This is a genomic window from Cupriavidus sp. 207A1 (assembly GCF_057798955.1).
On the sequence record NZ_JBYOJO010000007.1, the window covers coordinates 21,962 to 38,794 of the forward strand.

The 16,833-nt window shown below is 67.4% G+C and carries 19 protein-coding genes; 9 read left to right on the forward strand and 10 right to left on the reverse strand.

Going from position 1 to position 16,833, the window contains the following annotated elements:
* Nucleotides 1-26: 26 nt before the first annotated feature.
* Together AC3FMM_RS14265 and AC3FMM_RS14270 are read left to right on the forward strand one after the other, a co-directional pair.
* Nucleotides 27-443: a group II truncated hemoglobin gene (locus AC3FMM_RS14265; RefSeq protein ID WP_115679806.1), complete on the forward strand. Its 417-nt coding sequence runs from the start codon at nt 27-29 to the stop codon at nt 441-443.
* Nucleotides 444-487: 44 nt separating this feature from the next.
* A complete protein-coding gene (locus AC3FMM_RS14270) occupies nt 488-1,084 on the forward strand; it encodes a DUF924 family protein (RefSeq protein WP_115708749.1) in 597 nt (198 codons plus the stop codon).
* Nucleotides 1,085-1,118: 34 nt separating this feature from the next.
* Here AC3FMM_RS14270 and AC3FMM_RS14275 read toward each other — a convergent pair whose 3' ends face one another.
* The 10 genes from AC3FMM_RS14275 to AC3FMM_RS14320 form a co-directional block, all read right to left on the reverse strand.
* The gene (locus AC3FMM_RS14275; RefSeq protein WP_116312319.1) at nt 1,119-1,703 is read right to left on the reverse strand and encodes an LOG family protein; all 585 of its coding nucleotides are present in this window, start codon (nt 1,701-1,703) and stop codon (nt 1,119-1,121) included.
* Nucleotides 1,700-2,401, reverse strand: coding sequence for a TetR/AcrR family transcriptional regulator (locus AC3FMM_RS14280; protein WP_115708753.1), 702 nt, complete (start codon nt 2,399-2,401; stop codon nt 1,700-1,702). The genes AC3FMM_RS14275 and AC3FMM_RS14280 overlap by 4 nt, the downstream gene beginning before the upstream one ends.
* Before the next feature lie 107 nt (nt 2,402-2,508).
* Nucleotides 2,509-2,994 (reverse strand): diacylglycerol kinase, encoded by a 486-nt coding sequence (locus AC3FMM_RS14285; protein WP_115708754.1) that lies wholly within the window; start codon nt 2,992-2,994, stop codon nt 2,509-2,511.
* The gene (locus tag AC3FMM_RS14290; protein WP_116312320.1) at nt 2,921-4,060 is read right to left on the reverse strand and encodes a glycosyltransferase family 4 protein; all 1,140 of its coding nucleotides are present in this window, start codon (nt 4,058-4,060) and stop codon (nt 2,921-2,923) included. Before AC3FMM_RS14290 ends, AC3FMM_RS14285 begins: the two co-directional genes overlap by 74 nt.
* Nucleotides 4,061-4,144: 84 nt before the next feature.
* Entirely contained in the window at nt 4,145-5,122 is a 978-nt protein-coding gene (locus tag AC3FMM_RS14295; RefSeq protein ID WP_115679811.1) for a UDP-2,3-diacylglucosamine diphosphatase, read from the reverse strand.
* A 129-nt stretch (nt 5,123-5,251) separates the two neighbouring features.
* Nucleotides 5,252-6,232, reverse strand: a complete 981-nt coding sequence (locus AC3FMM_RS14300; RefSeq protein ID WP_326346760.1) for an esterase/lipase family protein — start codon at nt 6,230-6,232, stop codon at nt 5,252-5,254.
* Nucleotides 6,229-6,762, reverse strand: a complete 534-nt coding sequence (locus tag AC3FMM_RS14305; RefSeq protein ID WP_116313248.1) for an RDD family protein — start codon at nt 6,760-6,762, stop codon at nt 6,229-6,231. The genes AC3FMM_RS14300 and AC3FMM_RS14305 overlap by 4 nt, the downstream gene beginning before the upstream one ends.
* Before the next feature lie 119 nt (nt 6,763-6,881).
* Entirely contained in the window at nt 6,882-7,679 is a 798-nt protein-coding gene (locus AC3FMM_RS14310) for a DUF3106 domain-containing protein (protein WP_116312323.1), read from the reverse strand.
* A 1-nt stretch (nt 7,680) separates the two neighbouring features.
* Nucleotides 7,681-8,112: a DUF3619 family protein gene (locus AC3FMM_RS14315; RefSeq protein ID WP_062797732.1), complete on the reverse strand. Its 432-nt coding sequence runs from the start codon at nt 8,110-8,112 to the stop codon at nt 7,681-7,683.
* Nucleotides 8,109-8,678 (reverse strand): RNA polymerase sigma factor, encoded by a 570-nt coding sequence (locus AC3FMM_RS14320; RefSeq protein WP_115708758.1) that lies wholly within the window; start codon nt 8,676-8,678, stop codon nt 8,109-8,111. The genes AC3FMM_RS14315 and AC3FMM_RS14320 overlap by 4 nt, the downstream gene beginning before the upstream one ends.
* A gap of 378 nt (nt 8,679-9,056) precedes the next feature.
* Here AC3FMM_RS14320 and AC3FMM_RS14325 point away from each other — a divergent pair, with 378 nt between their 5' ends.
* The 7 genes from AC3FMM_RS14325 to AC3FMM_RS14355 all read left to right on the forward strand — a co-directional run bounded on the left by AC3FMM_RS14325 (nt 9,057) and on the right by AC3FMM_RS14355 (nt 16,743).
* Nucleotides 9,057-10,820, forward strand: a complete 1,764-nt coding sequence (locus AC3FMM_RS14325; protein WP_111519551.1) for an acetolactate synthase 3 catalytic subunit — start codon at nt 9,057-9,059, stop codon at nt 10,818-10,820.
* Nucleotides 10,821-11,312 carry an acetolactate synthase small subunit gene (ilvN, locus tag AC3FMM_RS14330; protein ID WP_012352317.1) on the forward strand — a complete coding sequence of 164 codons (492 nt, stop codon included), beginning with the start codon at nt 10,821-10,823 and terminating at the stop codon, nt 11,310-11,312. It begins immediately after the preceding gene.
* A 117-nt stretch (nt 11,313-11,429) separates the two neighbouring features.
* A complete protein-coding gene (gene ilvC / locus AC3FMM_RS14335; protein WP_115708759.1) occupies nt 11,430-12,446 on the forward strand; it encodes a ketol-acid reductoisomerase in 1,017 nt (338 codons plus the stop codon).
* Between the two features lie 248 nt (nt 12,447-12,694).
* On the forward strand, nt 12,695-13,345 hold the full coding sequence (locus AC3FMM_RS14340; protein ID WP_115708761.1) for a phosphatidylserine decarboxylase: 651 nt from the start codon (nt 12,695-12,697) through the stop codon (nt 13,343-13,345).
* Nucleotides 13,346-13,370: 25 nt separating this feature from the next.
* Nucleotides 13,371-14,252 carry a CDP-diacylglycerol--serine O-phosphatidyltransferase gene (pssA, locus tag AC3FMM_RS14345; RefSeq protein WP_115708762.1) on the forward strand — a complete coding sequence of 294 codons (882 nt, stop codon included), beginning with the start codon at nt 13,371-13,373 and terminating at the stop codon, nt 14,250-14,252.
* A 118-nt stretch (nt 14,253-14,370) separates the two neighbouring features.
* The gene (lysM, locus tag AC3FMM_RS14350) at nt 14,371-14,874 is read left to right on the forward strand and encodes a peptidoglycan-binding protein LysM (protein WP_062797740.1); all 504 of its coding nucleotides are present in this window, start codon (nt 14,371-14,373) and stop codon (nt 14,872-14,874) included.
* Between the two features lie 327 nt (nt 14,875-15,201).
* On the forward strand, nt 15,202-16,743 hold the full coding sequence (locus tag AC3FMM_RS14355; protein WP_488686856.1) for a 2-isopropylmalate synthase: 1,542 nt from the start codon (nt 15,202-15,204) through the stop codon (nt 16,741-16,743).
* Nucleotides 16,744-16,833: the final 90 nt, after the last annotated feature.

Genomic DNA, 16,833 nt, shown 5'->3' on the forward strand with positions numbered 1-16,833 from the left:
CGCTGCCGCCGCAGACCGAGTGTGTGATGAGTACTGAATCCGACGACAAGCCCGGCAATGCCGAGGTCACTGCCTTTGAACTGGTGGGCGGCGAGGCGCGCGTGCGCGAACTGGTCGACCGCTTCTACGACCTGATGGACCTGGAGCCGCAGTTCGCGGGGCTGCGCGCGCTGCACCCGCCGTCGCTCGACGGCTCGCGCGACAAGCTGTTCTGGTTCCTGTGCGGCTGGCTGGGCGGCCCCAACCACTTTATCGAGCGCTTCGGCCATCCGCGCCTGCGCGCGCGCCATATGCCGTTCGAGATCGGCGTCAGCGAGCGCGACCAGTGGATGCGCTGCATGGCGCTGGCGATGCAGGACATCGGCCTGTCCGAAGACCTGCAGCTGCGCCTGATGCAGGCCTTCTTCCAGACTGCCGACTGGATGCGCAACGTGGCGCGCTAGGGCGCCAAGGCTCCCGTTTCTACACCGAGAGGTTTCCCCTGCCGATGACAGCCCAACTGCCTGAAGACGCCCTGCGTGTGCTGGATTTCTGGTTCGACCGCCCCGGCTCGGCCGCCTGGAATACCGCGCGGCCGCAATGGTTCACCAAGTCGGATGCGTTCGACGCGCAGATTCGGGCAAACTTCCTGTCCGACTGGCAGGTCGCCTGCGACGGGGCGCCTGACGACTGGTCGGTGACGCCCGAGGGCGCGTGCGCGCGCGTGGTGCTGCTGGACCAGTTCCCGCGCAACATGTTCCGCAACGATCCGCGCAGCTTCGGCACCGATGCGCTGGCGCTGGCACTGGCCCGGCGCATCGTCGCCTCCGGCATGGACCGCGCGCTGCCCACCGACTATCACCGCATGTTCTGCTACATGCCGTTCGAGCATTCCGAGGCGCTGGAAGACCAGGACGAGGCGGTGCGGCTGATGACGCAGCTGCGCGATGCCAGCGGTGGCGCGGTCGACGTGGTGGAATGGGCCGACAAGCATCGCGCGATCATCGCGCGCTTTGGCCGCTTCCCGCATCGCAACGCGTTACTGGGCCGGCCTCTCACGGCCGAGGAACAGGCGTTCCTGCAGCAGCCGGGCTCGTCGTTCTGAGCCGGGCCGGGAGGCCCGGCCCGGCGGGGCGCACTCAGGTCTTGTCGCGCGCCTCCTGCCACTTGTCGACGCGCACGCGCGGCGCGGCGGCCAGTTGCGCCAGCAGGCCCGCGGGCGTGTCGCCGACGTGCAGCAGGTCGGCGTGTACCTGCTTCAGGAAGCCTTCGCGCACCGCGTGCGACAGGAAGCCCAGCATGCCGTCGTAGAACCCGGCCAGGTTCAGCAGGCCCACCGGCTTGGCGTGGTAGCCCAGCTGCAGCCAGGTGAAGGTTTCGAACAGTTCCTCGAAGGTGCCCACGCCGCCGGGCATGGCGACAAAGGCATCGGCGCGGTCGGCCATCATCTGCTTGCGTTCGTGCATGTTGCGCACCACGTGCAGCTCGGTCAGGCCGCGGTGGCCGACTTCCTTCTGCATCAGCGCTTCCGGGATGATGCCGACGGCCCTGCCGCCATGTTCCAGCACGGCATCGGCGACGATGCCCATCAGGCCCACCTTGCCGCCGCCGTACACCAGCGTCAGGCCGCCTTCGGCCAGGGTGCGGCCGAGCAGGCGCGCGCCCTCGGCGTATTCGAGACGGTTGCCGGGGCTGGACCCGCAATACACGCAGACGGATTTCACTTGGCTTCCTTTGCCGCGCCGGCGGCGGCCTTGGCTGCCGCGTAGTCGCGCGCCAGCTGGTCGAATGCCTCCCGTGCCCGGCCGCGCAGATACGGGGCCAGGATCGAGAAGATGTGGTAGCTCGAGCCGTGCAGGTAGCCGCGGATCTGCTCGGGGTCGTTGTACTGGCGCGGATGCTGCACGAACTGGAACGACAGCCAGTAGGTGGCGACCACCACCATGTTGGTGCAGATGGCCTCGACCTGATCGGGCGTGGCTTCCATCTCGCCGTCCTCGATGAACTGGCGGCAGATCTCGTGCGCAAAACGCTGCTTCTGCTCGACGATGCGCTTGAAGTTGGTCTCCAGCATCCGGTTGCGCGCCAGCAGGTCGTTGATGTCGCGGTACAGGAAGCGGTAGTTCCACAGGAACTCGGACATGTACTGCAGGTAGCCCCAGCTTTCGTCGAGCGTGGCCTTGTGGTCGTCCGGCATCTTCAGGCGGCGCTCCATCTCCTGCTCGAAGCGCACGAAGATCGAGTTGATGATGTCGTCCTTGTTGCGGAAGTGGTAGTAGAGATTGCCGGGGCTGATCTCCATCGCTTCCGCGATCGTGGTGGTGGTGACGTTGGGCTCGCCGACTTCGTTGAACAGGCGCAGCGAGACGTCGAGGATGCGGTCCCTGGTGCGTCGGGGGCCGGTTTGCGGTTTCGGTTCCATGGGCGTCCGGGCGATCGGTGCGATCGGTAAGTCGGGGGCAGGGTTGCGATTATAAGCAATCGGCCTGCCTTGCCCATTCTGTGCCCCTCGGTCCCCCGCGGGCCGGCTCAGCCCGCCAGCGCCTGCACCCACCGCAGCACGTGCGGTCCGGCAATGGTGATCCAGGTGCCGCCGCACAGCACCAGCGCCAGCATCACCGCGGCGCTGCCGAAGTCCTTCGCGCGCTTGGACAGGCTGTGCCGCTCCAGCGAGATGCGGTCGACCGCGGCCTCGACGCTGGAGTTGAGCAGTTCGACAATCAGCACTACCAGCAGCGTGCCCAGCAGCAGGATGCGCTCGACCGCCGTCACCGGCACCAGGAAGGCGCACGGCGTCAGCAACACCACCAGGGTCAGCTCCTGGCGGAACGCGCTCTCCTCCAGCACCGCATAGCGCAGCCCCGACAGCGAATTGATGGCGGCATGCCAGGCACGCGCCAGGCCCCGGTTGCCCTTGTGCGGATTCTGGTCGACGGAGTAGTCAGCGCTCTGCATGGCGGGCGGCGGCCTCTGCATTGGCGGGTCGGACGGCAGTTCCGGATGCGGTTTCGGCATGGGTTTGCGGGGCGGAAGGCTGGGCTGTGGCGGGTTGGGCCGCTGCGCCGCCCCGGCCTGGCCTGGCGGCGGCGAACGGCCGCAGGTGGGCCAGGAACTGCTCGGACGCGGCGCGCCACGAGAAACGCTCGGCGTGGGCCCGGGCCGTGGCGCGGTCGATGCGCAGCGCTTCCAGGCAGGCCTCGCGCAGGTCTTCGTGCATCACGCCGGCGGGGCTGTCGCCGAGCACGTCGATCGGGCCGGTGACCGGATACGCGGCCACCGGCAAGCCGCTGGCCAGCGCTTCCAGCAGCACCAGCCCGAAGGTGTCGGTGCGGCTCGGGAACACGAACACGTCAGCGGAAGCATACACCCGCGCCAGCTCGGGCTGGCTCAGCACGCCCAGATAGTTGGCGCCGGGATAGCGCGCGCGCAGCGCCGGCAGCGCCGGGCCGTCGCCGACCACCCATTTGGAGCCGGGCAGGTCCAGCGCCAGGAAGGCCTCGACGTTCTTCTCCACCGCCACGCGGCCCACGTACAGGAAGATCGGGTGGGCGGTGTTGAGCACATTGGCGCGCTGCGGCGTGAACACGTCGAGGTCCACGCCGCGCGTCCACAGCACGGCGTTGGTAATGCGGTAGCGCCGCAGGTCGTCCAGCACCACCGGCGTCGGCGCCATCACCGCCTGGGCGGGGCCATGGAACCAGCCGAGGAAACGGTAGGTCCACGCCAGCGGAATGCCGAAGCGGGCCTGCACATATTCCGGAAAGCGCGTGTGGTAGGCGGTGGTGAAGGGCAGCTTGCGGCGCAGCGCGTGGCTGCGCGCCGCCAGCCCGAGCGGGCCTTCGGTGGCGATGTGCAGCGCGTCGGGGCCGAAGGCCTCGATGCGCCGCCGCACGCGCGCGCCCGGCAGCAGCGACAGCCGGATCTCGGGGTAGGTCGGGCAGGGCACCGTGCGGAATTCCTGCGGCGTGATCATGTCGACCGTGTGGCCCATCGCCTCCAGTTCGCGGCGCGTCGACTTGAGCGTGCGCACCACGCCATTGACCTGCGGTTCCCAGGCATCGGTGACGATCAGGATCTTCATGCAGCCTCCTTGGGCGCGGTGGAAGAGCAGTGCGGAGGGCGCCGGGCAGATAGCGCCACGCGGAAAAAACGTTACCGGCGCGGCTCAGCCGGCCACGGCAGCGCGGCGCCGGCGGCGCATGGCGGGCGCGGGCGCGTCGAGCAGCCTGGTCCAGTAGACGATCTTCAGTTCGCCTTCGAGGGTTTCGACCAGTGCCGACAGGCTTTCGACCCAGTCGCCGTCGTTGCAGTAGAGCTGGCCGTTGACCTCGCGGATCTCGGCCTTGTGGATATGGCCGCAGACCACGCCGTCGCAGCCGCGGCGGCGCGCCTCGTCGACCATCGCGCTTTCGAACGCGCCGATGTAGTTGACTGCGTTCTTGACCTGGTGCTTCAGGTACTGCGACAGCGACCAGTACGGAAAGCCCAGGCGCGCGCGCAGCCGGTTGAAGTGCCGGTTGAGCGCCAGGATCATGGTGTAGAGCGAATCGCCCAGGTAGGCCAGCCAGCGCGCGTGCTGCACCACGCCGTCGAACAGGTCGCCGTGCACCACCCACAGGCGGCGCCCGGTGGCGGTCACGTGGATCGCCTCCTCGCGCACGGTGATGTCGCCGAAGGCCATGCCGTCGAACTGGCGCGCGGCCTCGTCGTGGTTGCCGGGCACGTAGATCACCTCGGTGCCCTTGCGCGCCTTGCGCAGCAGCTTCTGCACCACGTCGTTGTGGCTTTGCGGCCAGTACCAGCCGCGGCGCAGCTGCCAGCCGTCGATGATGTCGCCGACCAGGTAGAGCTGGTCGGATTCGTTGTGCTTGAGGAAATCCAGCAGGTAGTCGGCCTGGCAGCCGGGCGTCCCCAGGTGGATGTCCGACAGCCAGATGGCGCGGTAGCGCTGGATCGGGTGCGGCTCGGGGGGATAGGTTTCCTGCGCTTCGCGCGGCGGCGCCAGCGCGGCGCCATCGAGTGCCGGTGCCATGAAGGCGCTCACCGGCGCGGCGGGGCCGCTGTCAGCGCTGCGGCGCAGCCATGGCGCCAGTTGCGAGGCCTTCGACAGATACCCGCGGGCAGATCGGATTGCTTGCACCATGCCAGTCCCGGTTGCGGCGATGGCTGCATTCAGCCATTCAGCAATGACGCGACGGTGACGAAAACATGACTGACATGTGAATCGTTGCGGCTGCGGGACAGCCGCTGCATGGGCCGACTCGCGGCCGGCTCAGCGGCCGCGCGCGGACAGCTCGGCCAGTGCGTCGAGCACGGCACGCACGGCGGCGGGATGGCGCAGCAGCGACACATGGCCGATGCCGGACAGCGGGATATGGCCGGCGCCGTCGAGCCAGCCGGTGCAGGGCGGGCCCGCGATCGAATCATGCCAGCTGAAGATCGAGATCATGCGCGCGCGCAGGCGCGGCGTTTCGGCGGCCGCGAGCGCGCGCAGCCAGGGGCTGCCGCAGCGCATCTGGCGCGCATTGTGGCCGCCGCCAAAGCGCGCCAGCGCGCTGCCGTGGTGCGGGCTGCCCAGCGTCACGATGCCGGCGCAGAGATCCTCGTCGCCGGCCAGTTGCAGCGCGGCGCGCGCGGCCAGCCCGCCCATGCTGTGGCAAAGCAGCAGCGGCGCGCGCCCGCTTTCGGCGCGGATGCGCCGCATCGCGGCCAGCAGCGCGCGTGCGTAGTCGTCGATGTCGCCGAACACGGGTTCCAGGTCGATCCCATGGCAGCGGTAGCCGGCGGCGGCCAGCGCCGGCTGCATGTCGAGCCAGATCGCCTGGCCGCAGGCGTAGCCGTGGACCAGCAGCACCGGCGGGGCATCGCGGCCGGGCCGGGCAGGATCGGCCGGCGCAAACGGTGCGCGTGCGCGGAAGGGCTGCAGCCAGTCGAACATGCGCAGCACCGCCAGGCATTCGGTTGCGTAGCAGCGCAACGCCTCCGCCGGCCGCAGCGGCCGGCGGGTGGCGGCAAGTTCGGCGGGCGGCGCGGGCGGGTGGTCGCCGCGTGCGACCCACAGGCCGCGCCCGCTCAGCGCGAAGGCGATGGCAATGCCGGAGGCGAAGCCGCCCAGGATCAGCCCCGCGCCGGCGGCGAGCGCACCGGGCCACGGCCAGGCGGCGGTGCGAACCAGCGCCGCGGCAATGCCCAGCGCCGCGGCCGCCTGCGCGGTCACGGCGACGCGGCGGATGCCGGCGGCGCCGAGGCTCATGGCCTGGTGCGCAGGTCGGTCAGGCGCGTGCCGGCCAGGCGGTCGTGCAGGAACTGGCGGCGCGGATCCAGCCAGGCCAGCAGGATCCAGACCAGCAGGCCGGCGCACAGCACGCCGACGAACGGGCCCTTGACCAGCCCGAGCAGATGGCCGACGGCAGCCGACGGCGGCAGCCACAGCCACGCCAGCACGTAGCGCAGCGCCGCCTGCGGCCAGCGCGGCGGCGACCCGGCGGCGTTTTCGACGCGCATGCGCCAGGTCTGCATCGCCAGGGTCTGGCCGTTGCGCTGCCAGAACCAGGTGAAATACAGCCCCATCACCAGGAAGCTCCACAGCTGGATCACCAGCGGCCCGTCCGCGCCCAGCTTCTGCAGCAGCGGCCGTACCAGCAGGTAGGCGGCGGTCGAGGCGCTCAGCACGCCGAACAGCAGCGCGCCTTCATAAAGCATGCAGGCGATGCGGCGGCGCAGCGGCGGAGCGGCCGGCGCGGACGCGGCGGGGGGGACGGGGTCGAGGGTGGCAGCGGGCATCGGTGGCGGTCTGAACAGGGCGCTGGCGCGCGGCATGCGGGTGCCGGTGCGGGCCTGGCGAAGCTGGCCCGCGTGCGCTGGCCGGCCTCAAACGGCCATTATGCCAAATGGCCTGCGAATTACTGGCGCACGGTCGCGTCGGACGCCGCGGCCGTCGCTTCGGTGGTGGCCTGGACTGCCGCGGTGGCCGGCGCGCTGGCCGCGGGAAGCGCGGCGCTTGCGGGCGTTGCCGGAGTGGCAGCGGCGGGGGCGGACGCCGCGGCCACGGCAGTTGCCGCGGCTGCGGGCAGCGCCGCACCCTCGCTGGCCGGGTGGGCAGCGTGGCCCGCCCCCGCCTTGTGTTCATGGCGCAGCTGGCGGCTGGTGTCGCTGGGCAGGCGCTTGCCGCTGGGCAGCGCGCTGACGGCGCCGGGGCGGCGCGGCACGTGGTCGGCGGCGGCCAGCTTCTTCTTCTGCTCTTCAGGCAACTGCTGGTACTTGTCCCAGGCCTCGGCCTTCTTCTCGGTCGGCAGCGAGCGGGTGATCTGGTAGTTTTCGCGCGCCAGCCGGCGTTGCTGCGGAGTCATCCTGACCCACTCCGCCATGCGCGCCTGCAGCCGGGCCTGCTCGGCCGGCGAATATTTCGGATAGCGCGCGGCGATGCGCAGCCACTTGTGGCGGTTCAGCTCCGGCAGGCTGTCCCACAGCGGCTGCAGCGGCGCCAGGATGCGCTGGTTGACGGGGCTCAGGTCGGCCCAGGCGGGCTTGGCGCCGACCGGCTGGGCCGGGTGGGGGGCGGTGGCTCCGACTGCCGCGGAAGCGCCCTGTGCCTGGGCCGGCGCGGGAAGCAGCCCCCAACACGCGGCCGCGCCGGCGCCGGCCAGCAGGGCGGCCAGCCGGCGGCGCAGGGCGTCGGGGCGGGGAAGCGGGGGCGCCATGCTATTGCCCGTGCTTCAGGAACACGTGGAAGCCCTCGTCGGCATAGGCCGTGGGCGGCAGGTCGTCGAGCAGCATGGCGGCGTCGATATCGGCCAGTTCCTCGATGCGCTTCTGCTCCTGCCAGTGGTAGATGCCCACCAGGCCGGCGCCCAGCGCGACCAGCGTCCAGACCAGCCCCAGCCGGCGCAGCCAGGCGCCGGCGCGATGCAGCGGCGAGGCGTCGTCGTCGAACAGCGGCGCGTGCGCGCCCGGCATGGCAAGCTGCGGCACCAGCACGGGCGCCTCGGCCTTTTTGCGGGCGACCGCCATCCGGCGCGCGGCGGCGAGCCGTTCGGAAATGTCGGCCGGCAAGGCGTCGGCGCCGGCGTCGAGTGCCGCGCGAACCTCATGCGCAAACCGGCGCTCGCGGATTTCTTTGTCGTTTCTGCTCATAGTCGGACCCCCCGTGCGCGCAGGGCCTGCGCAAGTGTATGCGTGGCACGGGAACAGTGCGTCTTGACGCTGCCTTCGGAACAGCCCATCACGGCCGCGGTTTCGGCGACGTCCATATCTTCCCAGTAACGCATCAGGAATGCCTGGCGTTGACGCGTGGGCAGGCGCTGGATCTCCTGCTCGATGATGTGCATGACCTGGGCGCGCTCGACCTTGTCGGCGCTGCTTTCGGCCGATTCCGAGCCGACCTGCGCCTCGAGCGTCTCCAGCAGGTCGCTGTCGTCGCCGCCGTCGCGGTCGTCGCGCAGGCTGGAAAACAGCGAGACCCAGGTATTGCGCACCTTCTGGCGCCGGAACCAGTCATGGATGGTGTTCTGCAGGATGCGCTGGAACAACGGTGCGAGTTCCGCGGCGCTCTTGTCGCCATATTTTTCGGCCAGCTTGATCATGGCGTCCTGGACGATGTCCAGCGCCGCCTCGTCGTCGCGGACGGCGAATACGGCCTGCTTGAAGGCGCGCCGCTCGACGCTGGCAAGAAAGGCGGACAGTTCCTGGTCGGTGGCCATTCAGGCGGTTGGGGCTTGTTGCGCCGGGACCAAGTGCCCGGTTCTGGTGAATGTGCTGCCGGGGGCGCGCGGCGCCCCAATGTGCTGGGATGCTAGCAAAATTTCGCCGCGCTGTACCGTTTTGTATGGCGGGCCAGACATGGCGCTGGTCAAAAGTTTTTGCAAATCCGGGGAACTTGCCGATGCCGGCGGCGTAAACAACCGTAGACCGCGCTGGTGCATTGCAGTATCATCGACGGTTCACACGACATCAGTGGTTGTCTCATCCGGCCGCTTATGAGGCGGTCTTCCATGCAGACGCGCACCGCTTGAACCCGAGCCACAAGTTCGGCAGAGAGCATCCAAACAATTTTTTGCCGAAAATTGCAAAGGACTGAAATGAACATGCCCAGCGCGGAATTCTCCCACGCCGATAGCAATTCATCTGCCGCACCCGAAATGATCGGGGCGGAAATCCTCGTTCACGCACTTGCCGAAGAAGGCGTCGAGTACGTCTGGGGCTACCCCGGCGGCGCAGTGCTGTATATCTACGACGAGCTCCACAAGCAAACCAAGTTCGAGCACATCCTGGTGCGCCACGAGCAGGCCGCGGTCCATGCCGCGGACGGCTACGCACGCGCAACCGGCAAGGTGGGCGTCGCCCTGGTGACCTCGGGTCCCGGCGTGACCAATGCCGTCACCGGCATCGCCACCGCGTACCTCGACTCGATCCCGATGGTGGTGATCACCGGCAACGTGCCGACCCACGCCATCGGCCAGGACGCCTTCCAGGAGTGCGACACCGTCGGCATCACCCGCCCGATCGTCAAGCACAACTTCCTGGTGAAGGACGTGCGCGACCTCGCCGCGACCATCAAGAAGGCGTTCTTCATTGCCTCGACCGGCCGTCCCGGCCCGGTGGTGGTCGACATCCCCAAGGATGTCTCGCGCAATGCCTGCAAGTACGAGTACCCCAAGTCGATCGACATGCGCTCGTACAACCCGGTCAACAAGGGCCACTCGGGCCAGATCCGCAAGGCCGTGGCGCTGCTGCAGAACGCCGAGCGCCCGTACATCTACAGCGGTGGCGGCGTGGTGCTGGCCAATGCCAGTGACGAGCTGCGCCAGCTCGCGGCGCTGACCGGCCACCCGGTGACCAACACGCTGATGGGCCTGGGCGCGTTCCCCGGCACCCACAAGCAGTTCGTCGGCATGCTCGGCATGCACGGCACGTATGAAGCCAACATGGCCATGCAGAACTGCGACGTGCTGATCGCCATCGGGGCCCGCTTCGACGACCGCGTGATCGGCAATCCTTCGCACTTCACCTCGCAGGCGCGCAAGATCATCCATATCGACATCGATCCGTCGTCGATTTCCAAACGCGTCAAGGTCGATATCCCCATCGTCGGCAACGTCAAGGACGTGCTGCAGGAACTGATCGCCCAGATCAAGGCCAGCGACGTCAAGCCCAAGCGCGAGGCGCTCGCCAGGTGGTGGGAGCAGATCGAGCAATGGCGCTCGGTCGACTGCCTGAAGTACGACCGCAGCTCCGAGATCATCAAGCCGCAATACGTGGTGGAAAAGATCTGGGAACTGACCCACGGCGACGCCTTCATCTGCTCCGATGTCGGCCAGCACCAGATGTGGGCGGCGCAGTTCTACAAGTTCAACGAGCCGCGCCGCTGGATCAACTCCGGCGGCCTGGGCACGATGGGCGTGGGCCTGCCGTACGCGATGGGCATCAAGAAGGCGTTCCCGGAGAAGGAAGTCGTCACCATCACCGGTGAAGGCTCGATCCAGATGTGCATCCAGGAACTGTCGACCTGCCTGCAGTACGACACCCCGGTGAAGATCTGCTCGCTCAACAACGGCTACCTCGGCATGGTGCGCCAGTGGCAGGAGATCGAGTACGACAACCGCTACTCGCATTCCTACATGGATGCGCTGCCTGATTTCGTCAAGCTGGCCGAGGCCTATGGCCACGTCGGCATGCGCGTCGAAAAGAGCTCCGACGTCGAGCCGGCGCTGCGCGAGGCGTTCCGCCTGAAGGACCGTACCGTGTTCCTGGACTTCCAGACCGATCCCACCGAAAACGTCTGGCCGATGGTCCAGGCCGGCAAGGGCATTTCCGAAATGCTGCTCGGCGCGGAGGACCTGTAAATGCGACACATCATTTCGGTCCTGCTGGAAAACGAAGCTGGTGCGCTGTCGCGCGTGGTGGGCCTGTTCTCGGCCCGCGGCTACAACATCGAGACGCTGACCGTGGCGCCGACCGAGGACTCCTCGCTGTCGCGCATGACCATCGTCACCACTGGTTCGGATGACGTGATCGAGCAGATCACCAAGCACCTGAACCGCCTGGTCGAAGTGGTCAAGGTGGTCGACCTGACCGAAGGCGCGCACATCGAGCGCGAGCTGATGCTCGTCAAGGTGCGCGCGGTCGGCAAGGAGCGCGAGGAAATGAAGCGCACCGCCGACATCTTCCGCGGCCGCATCATCGATGTTACCGAGAAGACCTACACCATCGAGCTGACCGGCAACGGCGTCAAGCTCGATGCGTTCCTGGACGCGATCGACCGTACCGCCATCCTCGAGACCGTCCGCACCGGCGGCTCGGGCATCGGCCGCGGCGAGCGCATCCTGAAGGTCTGATCCGGCGCCGACCGCACAGGTTCAAGCAGTATCCCCGGGCGGCGCGATCCGTGCGCACACAATGCGCGCGAGGATGCCGCCCCCCTCATATAAAAGACAGAGATTGAAGGATTTATCATGAAAGTGTTTTACGACAAGGACGCCGACCTCTCGCTGATCAAGGGCAAGAACGTCACCATCATCGGCTACGGCTCGCAGGGCCATGCCCACGCGCTGAACCTGAAGGATTCCGGCGTCAACGTGACCGTCGGCCTGCGCAAGAGCGGCGCGTCGTGGAACAAGGCCGCCAACGCCGGCCTGCAGGTCAAGGAAGTGGCCGAGGCCGTCAAGAACGCCGACGTGGTCATGATCCTGCTGCCGGACGAGCAGATCGCCGACGTGTACAAGAATGAAGTGCACGACAACATCAAGGAAGGCGCCGCGCTGGCCTTCGCCCATGGCTTCAACGTGCACTACGGTGCCGTGATCCCGCGCGCCGACCTGGACGTGATCATGATCGCGCCGAAGGCCCCGGGCCACACCGTGCGCGCCACGTACACGCAAGGCGGCGGCGTGCCGCACCTGATCGCCGTGCACCAGAACAAGTCCGGCGCCGCCCGTGACATCGCGCTGTCGTACGCCACCGCCAACGGCGGCGGCCGTGCCGGCATCATCGAGACCAACTTCCGCGAAGAAACCGAAACCGACCTGTTCGGCGAGCAGGCCGTGCTGTGCGGCGGCACCGTCGAGCTGATCAAGGCTGGCTTCGAGACCCTGGTGGAAGCCGGCTACGCGCCGGAAATGGCCTACTTCGAGTGCCTGCACGAACTGAAGCTGATCGTCGACCTGATCTACGAAGGCGGCATCGCCAACATGAACTACTCGATCTCCAACAACGCCGAATATGGTGAATACGTCACCGGTCCGCGCGTGGTGACCGAGGAGACCAAGAAGGCGATGAAGCAGTGCCTGAAGGACATCCAGACCGGCGAATACGCCAAGAGCTTCCTGCTGGAGAACAAGGCCGGCGCGCCGACGCTGATCTCGCGCCGCCGCCTGAACGCCGAGCACGAAATCGAAGTGGTGGGCGAGAAGCTGCGCGCGATGATGCCGTGGATCGCCAAGAACAAGATGGTCGACCAGTCGAAGAACTGATCGCCAGCGCTGCCTGATGGCCCGCGCCGCACGGCGGCGGGCCGAAGCCGTTCAGCGTTCCGTGCCTTGCCCTTCTATCATCGGAAGGGGATTGCCGGGACCTGAACGGCTTTTTGTTATCCTTGTCGAACTTTTCGGGCAAGGCGTGCCGGATGCTGCTCCCCGCGGCGGCCGGCAGGGGGCGCGGCACGTGCGTGCCGCGGCCAGGCCGCCTTGCTCTGGCCTGTATCCACCGAAACACGTACTGCATGAACTATCCTCATCCGCTGATCGCCCGTGAAGGCTGGCCATTCCTGGCCGGCGCCTTTGTCATCTCGCTGCTGGTACATGCCAGCGCGGGCTTCTGGTGGGCGCTGCCGCTGTGGATCATCACGGTGTTCGTGCTGCAGTTCTTCCGCGACCCGCCGCGTCCGATCCCGTCGCAGCCCAACGCCGTGCTGGCCCCGGCCGACGGCCGCATCGTCGTGGTCGAAAAGGCCATGGACCCGTACGCCAAGCGCGAGGCGCTGAAGATCAGCGTCTTCATGAACGTCTTCAACGTGCACTCGAACCGCGTCTCGGTCGACGGCGCGGTGGAGAAGGTCGAGTACTTTCCCGGCAAGTTCGTCAATGCCGACCTCGACAAGGCCTCGACCGAAAATGAACGCAACGCGGTGCTGATCCGGCGCGCGGCCGACGGCCAGCTGGTGACGCTGGTGCAGGTGGCGGGCCTGGTGGCGCGCCGCATCCTGTGCTACACCAAGGCCGGCGACAACCTCTCGCGCGGCCAGCGCTACGGCTTTATCCGCTTCGGCTCGCGCGTCGACGTGTACCTGCCGCTCGACGCACGCCCGCGCGTGACCATCGGCGAGAAGGTGTCGGCCTCGTCGACCATCCTTGCCGAACTCGACGTGCAGTGAGCGGCGGCCTGACCGGAGGACAGTGATGGTTGCCTTCCATCGACGTAACAAGCGCAGCGGCAGCGGCAACGTGACCCACCTGCGGCCGTTCCGCCACAACCAGCTGCGCGGCGCCGACGACGACTTCGACGACGAAGCCGTCGACGACCACGATATCGCCTACCAGCGCCCGCGCCGGCGCGGCATCTACCTGCTGCCCAACGCCTTCACCACGGCGGCGCTGTTCGCCGGCTTCTTCGCCATCGTGCAGGCGATGAACATGCGCTTCGACGCTGCCGCCATCGCCATCTTCGCGGCCATGGTACTCGATGGCATGGACGGGCGCGTGGCGCGCATCACCAATACGCAAAGCGCGTTCGGCGAGCAGTATGACTCGCTCTCGGACATGACCTCGTTCGGCGTCGCGCCGGCGCTGGTGATGTACGAATGGATCCTGCATGACCTGGGCAAGTGGGGCTGGATAGCAGCCTTTGTCTACTGCACCTGTGCGGCACTGCGCCTGGCGCGTTTCAATGCCAATATCGGCGTCATCGACAAGCGCTTCTTCCAAGGTTTGCCGAGCCCGGCCGCGGCGGCGCTGGTGGCCGGCTTCGTCTGGCTGGTGATCGACAACAAGCTGCCGGTCAAGGAGCTGTGGATGCCGTGGGTGGCGTTCGGCATCACGCTGTACGCGGGGCTGTCGATGGTGTCCAACGCGCCGTTCTACAGCGGCAAGGCCCTCGACGTGCGCTACCGCGTGCCGTTCGGCATGATGGTGCTGGTCCTGGTGCTGTTCGTGGTGGTCTCGACCGATCCGCCGGTGGCGCTGTTCGGGCTGTTCGTGGCCTACGCGATTTCGGGCTATGTGCTGTGGGCCTGGCGGGCCATGCATGGCAAGCCGGCGATCGAGAAGAAGCCGCGGGAATAAATCGCAGAAGGGCGCTCAGGCGCCCTTCATGCTTTGCGGGATTCACAATTGTTTTCATGCCGCGGCCATCCGGGCGTGGCACTCTGCAGTGTTTTCCACCCACCGTCAGGAGGATGTCATGGGCATGTTCGACTTCATCAAGGAAGCGGGAGAAAAGCTGTTCGGCACCGGCGAGGCCAAGGCCGCGCAGGCAGCGGCCGCGGCGGATGCATCGGCGGAGAAGGTCGACGCCGCCAATCGCGCCGCGGGCGACGCGATCGAGGCCTATATCAGGAAGATGGGGCTGGACGCGACCGGGCTGATGGTGCAGGTCGACGGCTCGCAGGGTCTCGTCACGGTGTTCGGCGTGGCGCCCGACCAGGCCACGCGCGAGAAGATCATCCTGTGCGCCGGCAATGTCGAGGGCGTCGACAAGGTCGAGGACAAGATGTCGGTCAACGTCGAGTCGGCCGAGTCGCAATGGCATACCGTGGTCAAGGGCGACACGCTGTGGGCGATCGCGCAGGCCGCCTACGGCAACGGCGCCGAGTACAACAAGATCTTCGAGGCCAACAAGCCGATGCTGAGCCACCCGGACAAGATCTATCCGGGCCAGAAGCTGCGCATCCCGCCCAAGGGCTGAAGCCGTCGCCGGCGGCGCGTGCGGCAAAACCCTGTGTTGCGCGCGCGCGCCAAGTCGGCTATAGTCGCTGCCATGATTTCGCGCCAAGTCCTAATCGCCCGCACCACCCTAGGTGGCCTACTAGGCCATCAGGTCGGGACGCGCGCGCGCTAAGGACGGACTTACCCCTTAGCGCGGAATCCGCAAGGAATTTTCCAACGCCCCGGCCTGCTCCATGCACGCCGGGGCGTTTTGCATTCCACAGCCGTGGAGCGCGGAACAGGCGGTAAAGCCCCAGACGCAGCATGCCGGGGACAGCACACCATAAGCAATCAGGAGCTCCACACCATGTCTGACAAACTCATCATTTTCGACACCACCTTGCGTGACGGCGAGCAGTCGCCCGGCGCATCGATGACGCGCGAGGAAAAGATCCGCATCGCGCGCCAGCTGGAACGCCTGAAGGTCGATGTGATCGAGGCCGGTTTCGCCGCGAGCTCCAACGGCGACTTCGAGGCGATCCGCTCGATCGCGCAGGTGGTCAAGGACTCCACCATCTGCTCGCTGGCCCGCGCCAACGACAAGGACATCGCCCGTGCCGCCGAGGCGCTGAAGCCGGCCAACTCGTTCCGTATCCACACCTTCATCGCCACCTCCGCGCTGCACATGGAGAAGAAGCTGCGCATGACGCCGGACCAGGTGTACGAGCAGGCGCGCCTGGCGGTGCGCTTTGCGCGCCAGTTCACCGACGATATCGAGTTCTCGCCGGAAGACGGCAGCCGCTCGGACATGGATTTCCTTTGCCGCGTGCTCGAAGGCGTGATCGCCGAGGGCGCCACCACCATCAACCTGCCCGATACGGTGGGCTACGCCGTGCCGGAAGGCTATGCCGAGCTGATCCGCTCGGTGCGCGAGCGCATTCCCAACTCGGACAAGGCGGTGTGGTCGGTGCACTGCCATAACGACCTCGGCATGGCCGTGGCCAATTCGCTGGCGGCGGTCAAGATGGCCGGCGCGCGCCAGATCGAATGCACCATCAACGGCCTCGGCGAGCGCGCCGGCAACACTAGCCTGGAAGAAGTGGTGATGGCGGTGAAGACGCGCCGCGACTACTTCAACCTGGACCTCGGCATCGACACCACGCAGATCGTGCCGGCGTCCAAGCTGGTGTCGCAGATCACCGGCTTCGCGGTGCAGCCGAACAAGGCCGTGGTCGGCGCCAACGCCTTCGCGCATGCCTCGGGCATCCACCAGGACGGCGTGCTCAAGGCGCGCGACACCTACGAGATCATGCGCGCCGAAGACGTGGGCTGGACCGCCAACAAGATCGTGCTGGGCAAGCTGTCGGGCCGCAATGCCTTCAAGCAGCGCCTGCAGGAACTGGGCATCGAGCTCGACAGCGAGAGCGAGGTCAATGCCGCCTTCACGCGTTTCAAGGAGCTGGCCGACCAGAAGGCCGAGATCTTCGACGAGGACATCGTCGCCATCGTCTCGAACGAGGCCCAGCATGACGCCAACGAACACTTCCGCTTTATCTCGCTGTCGCAGCGCTCCGAGACCGGCGAGCGTCCGCATGCGCGCGTGGTGTTCAGCATGGACGGCCAGGAGCAGAGCGGAGAAGGCGAGGGCAACGGCCCGGTCGACGCCACCCTGCATGCGATCGAATCGCGCGTGGCCAGCGGCGCCGAGATGGTGCTGTATTCGGTGAACGCCATCACCGGCGGCACCGAGGCCCAGGGCGAAGTCACGGTGCGCCTGTCCAAGGCCGGCCGCATCGTCAACGGCGTGGGTACCGACCCGGATATCGTCGCGGCCTCGGCCAAGGCCTACCTGGCCGCACTGAACAAGCTGCACGACAAGGCCGTGCAGAAGATCAACCCGCAGATCTGACCCTGACTCCTGCGCAGACGGCGGAAGGCCTACCCGGCCTGAACGTACGGACCAGGCCCGCCATTCCCGACCCGGGGATGGCGGGCTTTT

Excerpts from the sequence above, each read along its gene's own strand:
- AC3FMM_RS14280 (WP_115708753.1), bottom strand. The coding sequence starts at position 2,401 with ATGGAACCGAAACCGCAAACCGGCCCCCGACGCACCAGGGACCGCATC.
- AC3FMM_RS14265 (WP_115679806.1), top strand. The coding sequence starts at position 27 with ATGAGTACTGAATCCGACGACAAGCCCGGCAATGCCGAGGTCACTGCC.
- AC3FMM_RS14300 (WP_326346760.1), bottom strand. The coding sequence starts at position 6,232 with ATGAGCCTCGGCGCCGCCGGCATCCGCCGCGTCGCCGTGACCGCGCAG.
- lysM (WP_062797740.1), top strand. The coding sequence starts at position 14,371 with ATGGGCATGTTCGACTTCATCAAGGAAGCGGGAGAAAAGCTGTTCGGC.
- AC3FMM_RS14295 (WP_115679811.1), bottom strand. The coding sequence starts at position 5,122 with ATGGTGCAAGCAATCCGATCTGCCCGCGGGTATCTGTCGAAGGCCTCG.
- AC3FMM_RS14310 (WP_116312323.1), bottom strand. The coding sequence starts at position 7,679 with ATGGCGCCCCCGCTTCCCCGCCCCGACGCCCTGCGCCGCCGGCTGGCC.
- ilvC (WP_115708759.1), top strand. The coding sequence starts at position 11,430 with ATGAAAGTGTTTTACGACAAGGACGCCGACCTCTCGCTGATCAAGGGC.
- AC3FMM_RS14315 (WP_062797732.1), bottom strand. The coding sequence starts at position 8,112 with ATGAGCAGAAACGACAAAGAAATCCGCGAGCGCCGGTTTGCGCATGAG.
- AC3FMM_RS14355 (WP_488686856.1), top strand. The coding sequence starts at position 15,202 with ATGTCTGACAAACTCATCATTTTCGACACCACCTTGCGTGACGGCGAG.
- AC3FMM_RS14285 (WP_115708754.1), bottom strand. The coding sequence starts at position 2,994 with ATGCCGAAACCGCATCCGGAACTGCCGTCCGACCCGCCAATGCAGAGG.
- AC3FMM_RS14305 (WP_116313248.1), bottom strand. The coding sequence starts at position 6,762 with ATGCCCGCTGCCACCCTCGACCCCGTCCCCCCCGCCGCGTCCGCGCCG.
- AC3FMM_RS14340 (WP_115708761.1), top strand. The coding sequence starts at position 12,695 with ATGAACTATCCTCATCCGCTGATCGCCCGTGAAGGCTGGCCATTCCTG.
- AC3FMM_RS14325 (WP_111519551.1), top strand. The coding sequence starts at position 9,057 with ATGAACATGCCCAGCGCGGAATTCTCCCACGCCGATAGCAATTCATCT.
- AC3FMM_RS14270 (WP_115708749.1), top strand. The coding sequence starts at position 488 with ATGACAGCCCAACTGCCTGAAGACGCCCTGCGTGTGCTGGATTTCTGG.
- AC3FMM_RS14290 (WP_116312320.1), bottom strand. The coding sequence starts at position 4,060 with ATGAAGATCCTGATCGTCACCGATGCCTGGGAACCGCAGGTCAATGGC.
- ilvN (WP_012352317.1), top strand. The coding sequence starts at position 10,821 with ATGCGACACATCATTTCGGTCCTGCTGGAAAACGAAGCTGGTGCGCTG.
- pssA (WP_115708762.1), top strand. The coding sequence starts at position 13,371 with ATGGTTGCCTTCCATCGACGTAACAAGCGCAGCGGCAGCGGCAACGTG.
- AC3FMM_RS14320 (WP_115708758.1), bottom strand. The coding sequence starts at position 8,678 with ATGGCCACCGACCAGGAACTGTCCGCCTTTCTTGCCAGCGTCGAGCGG.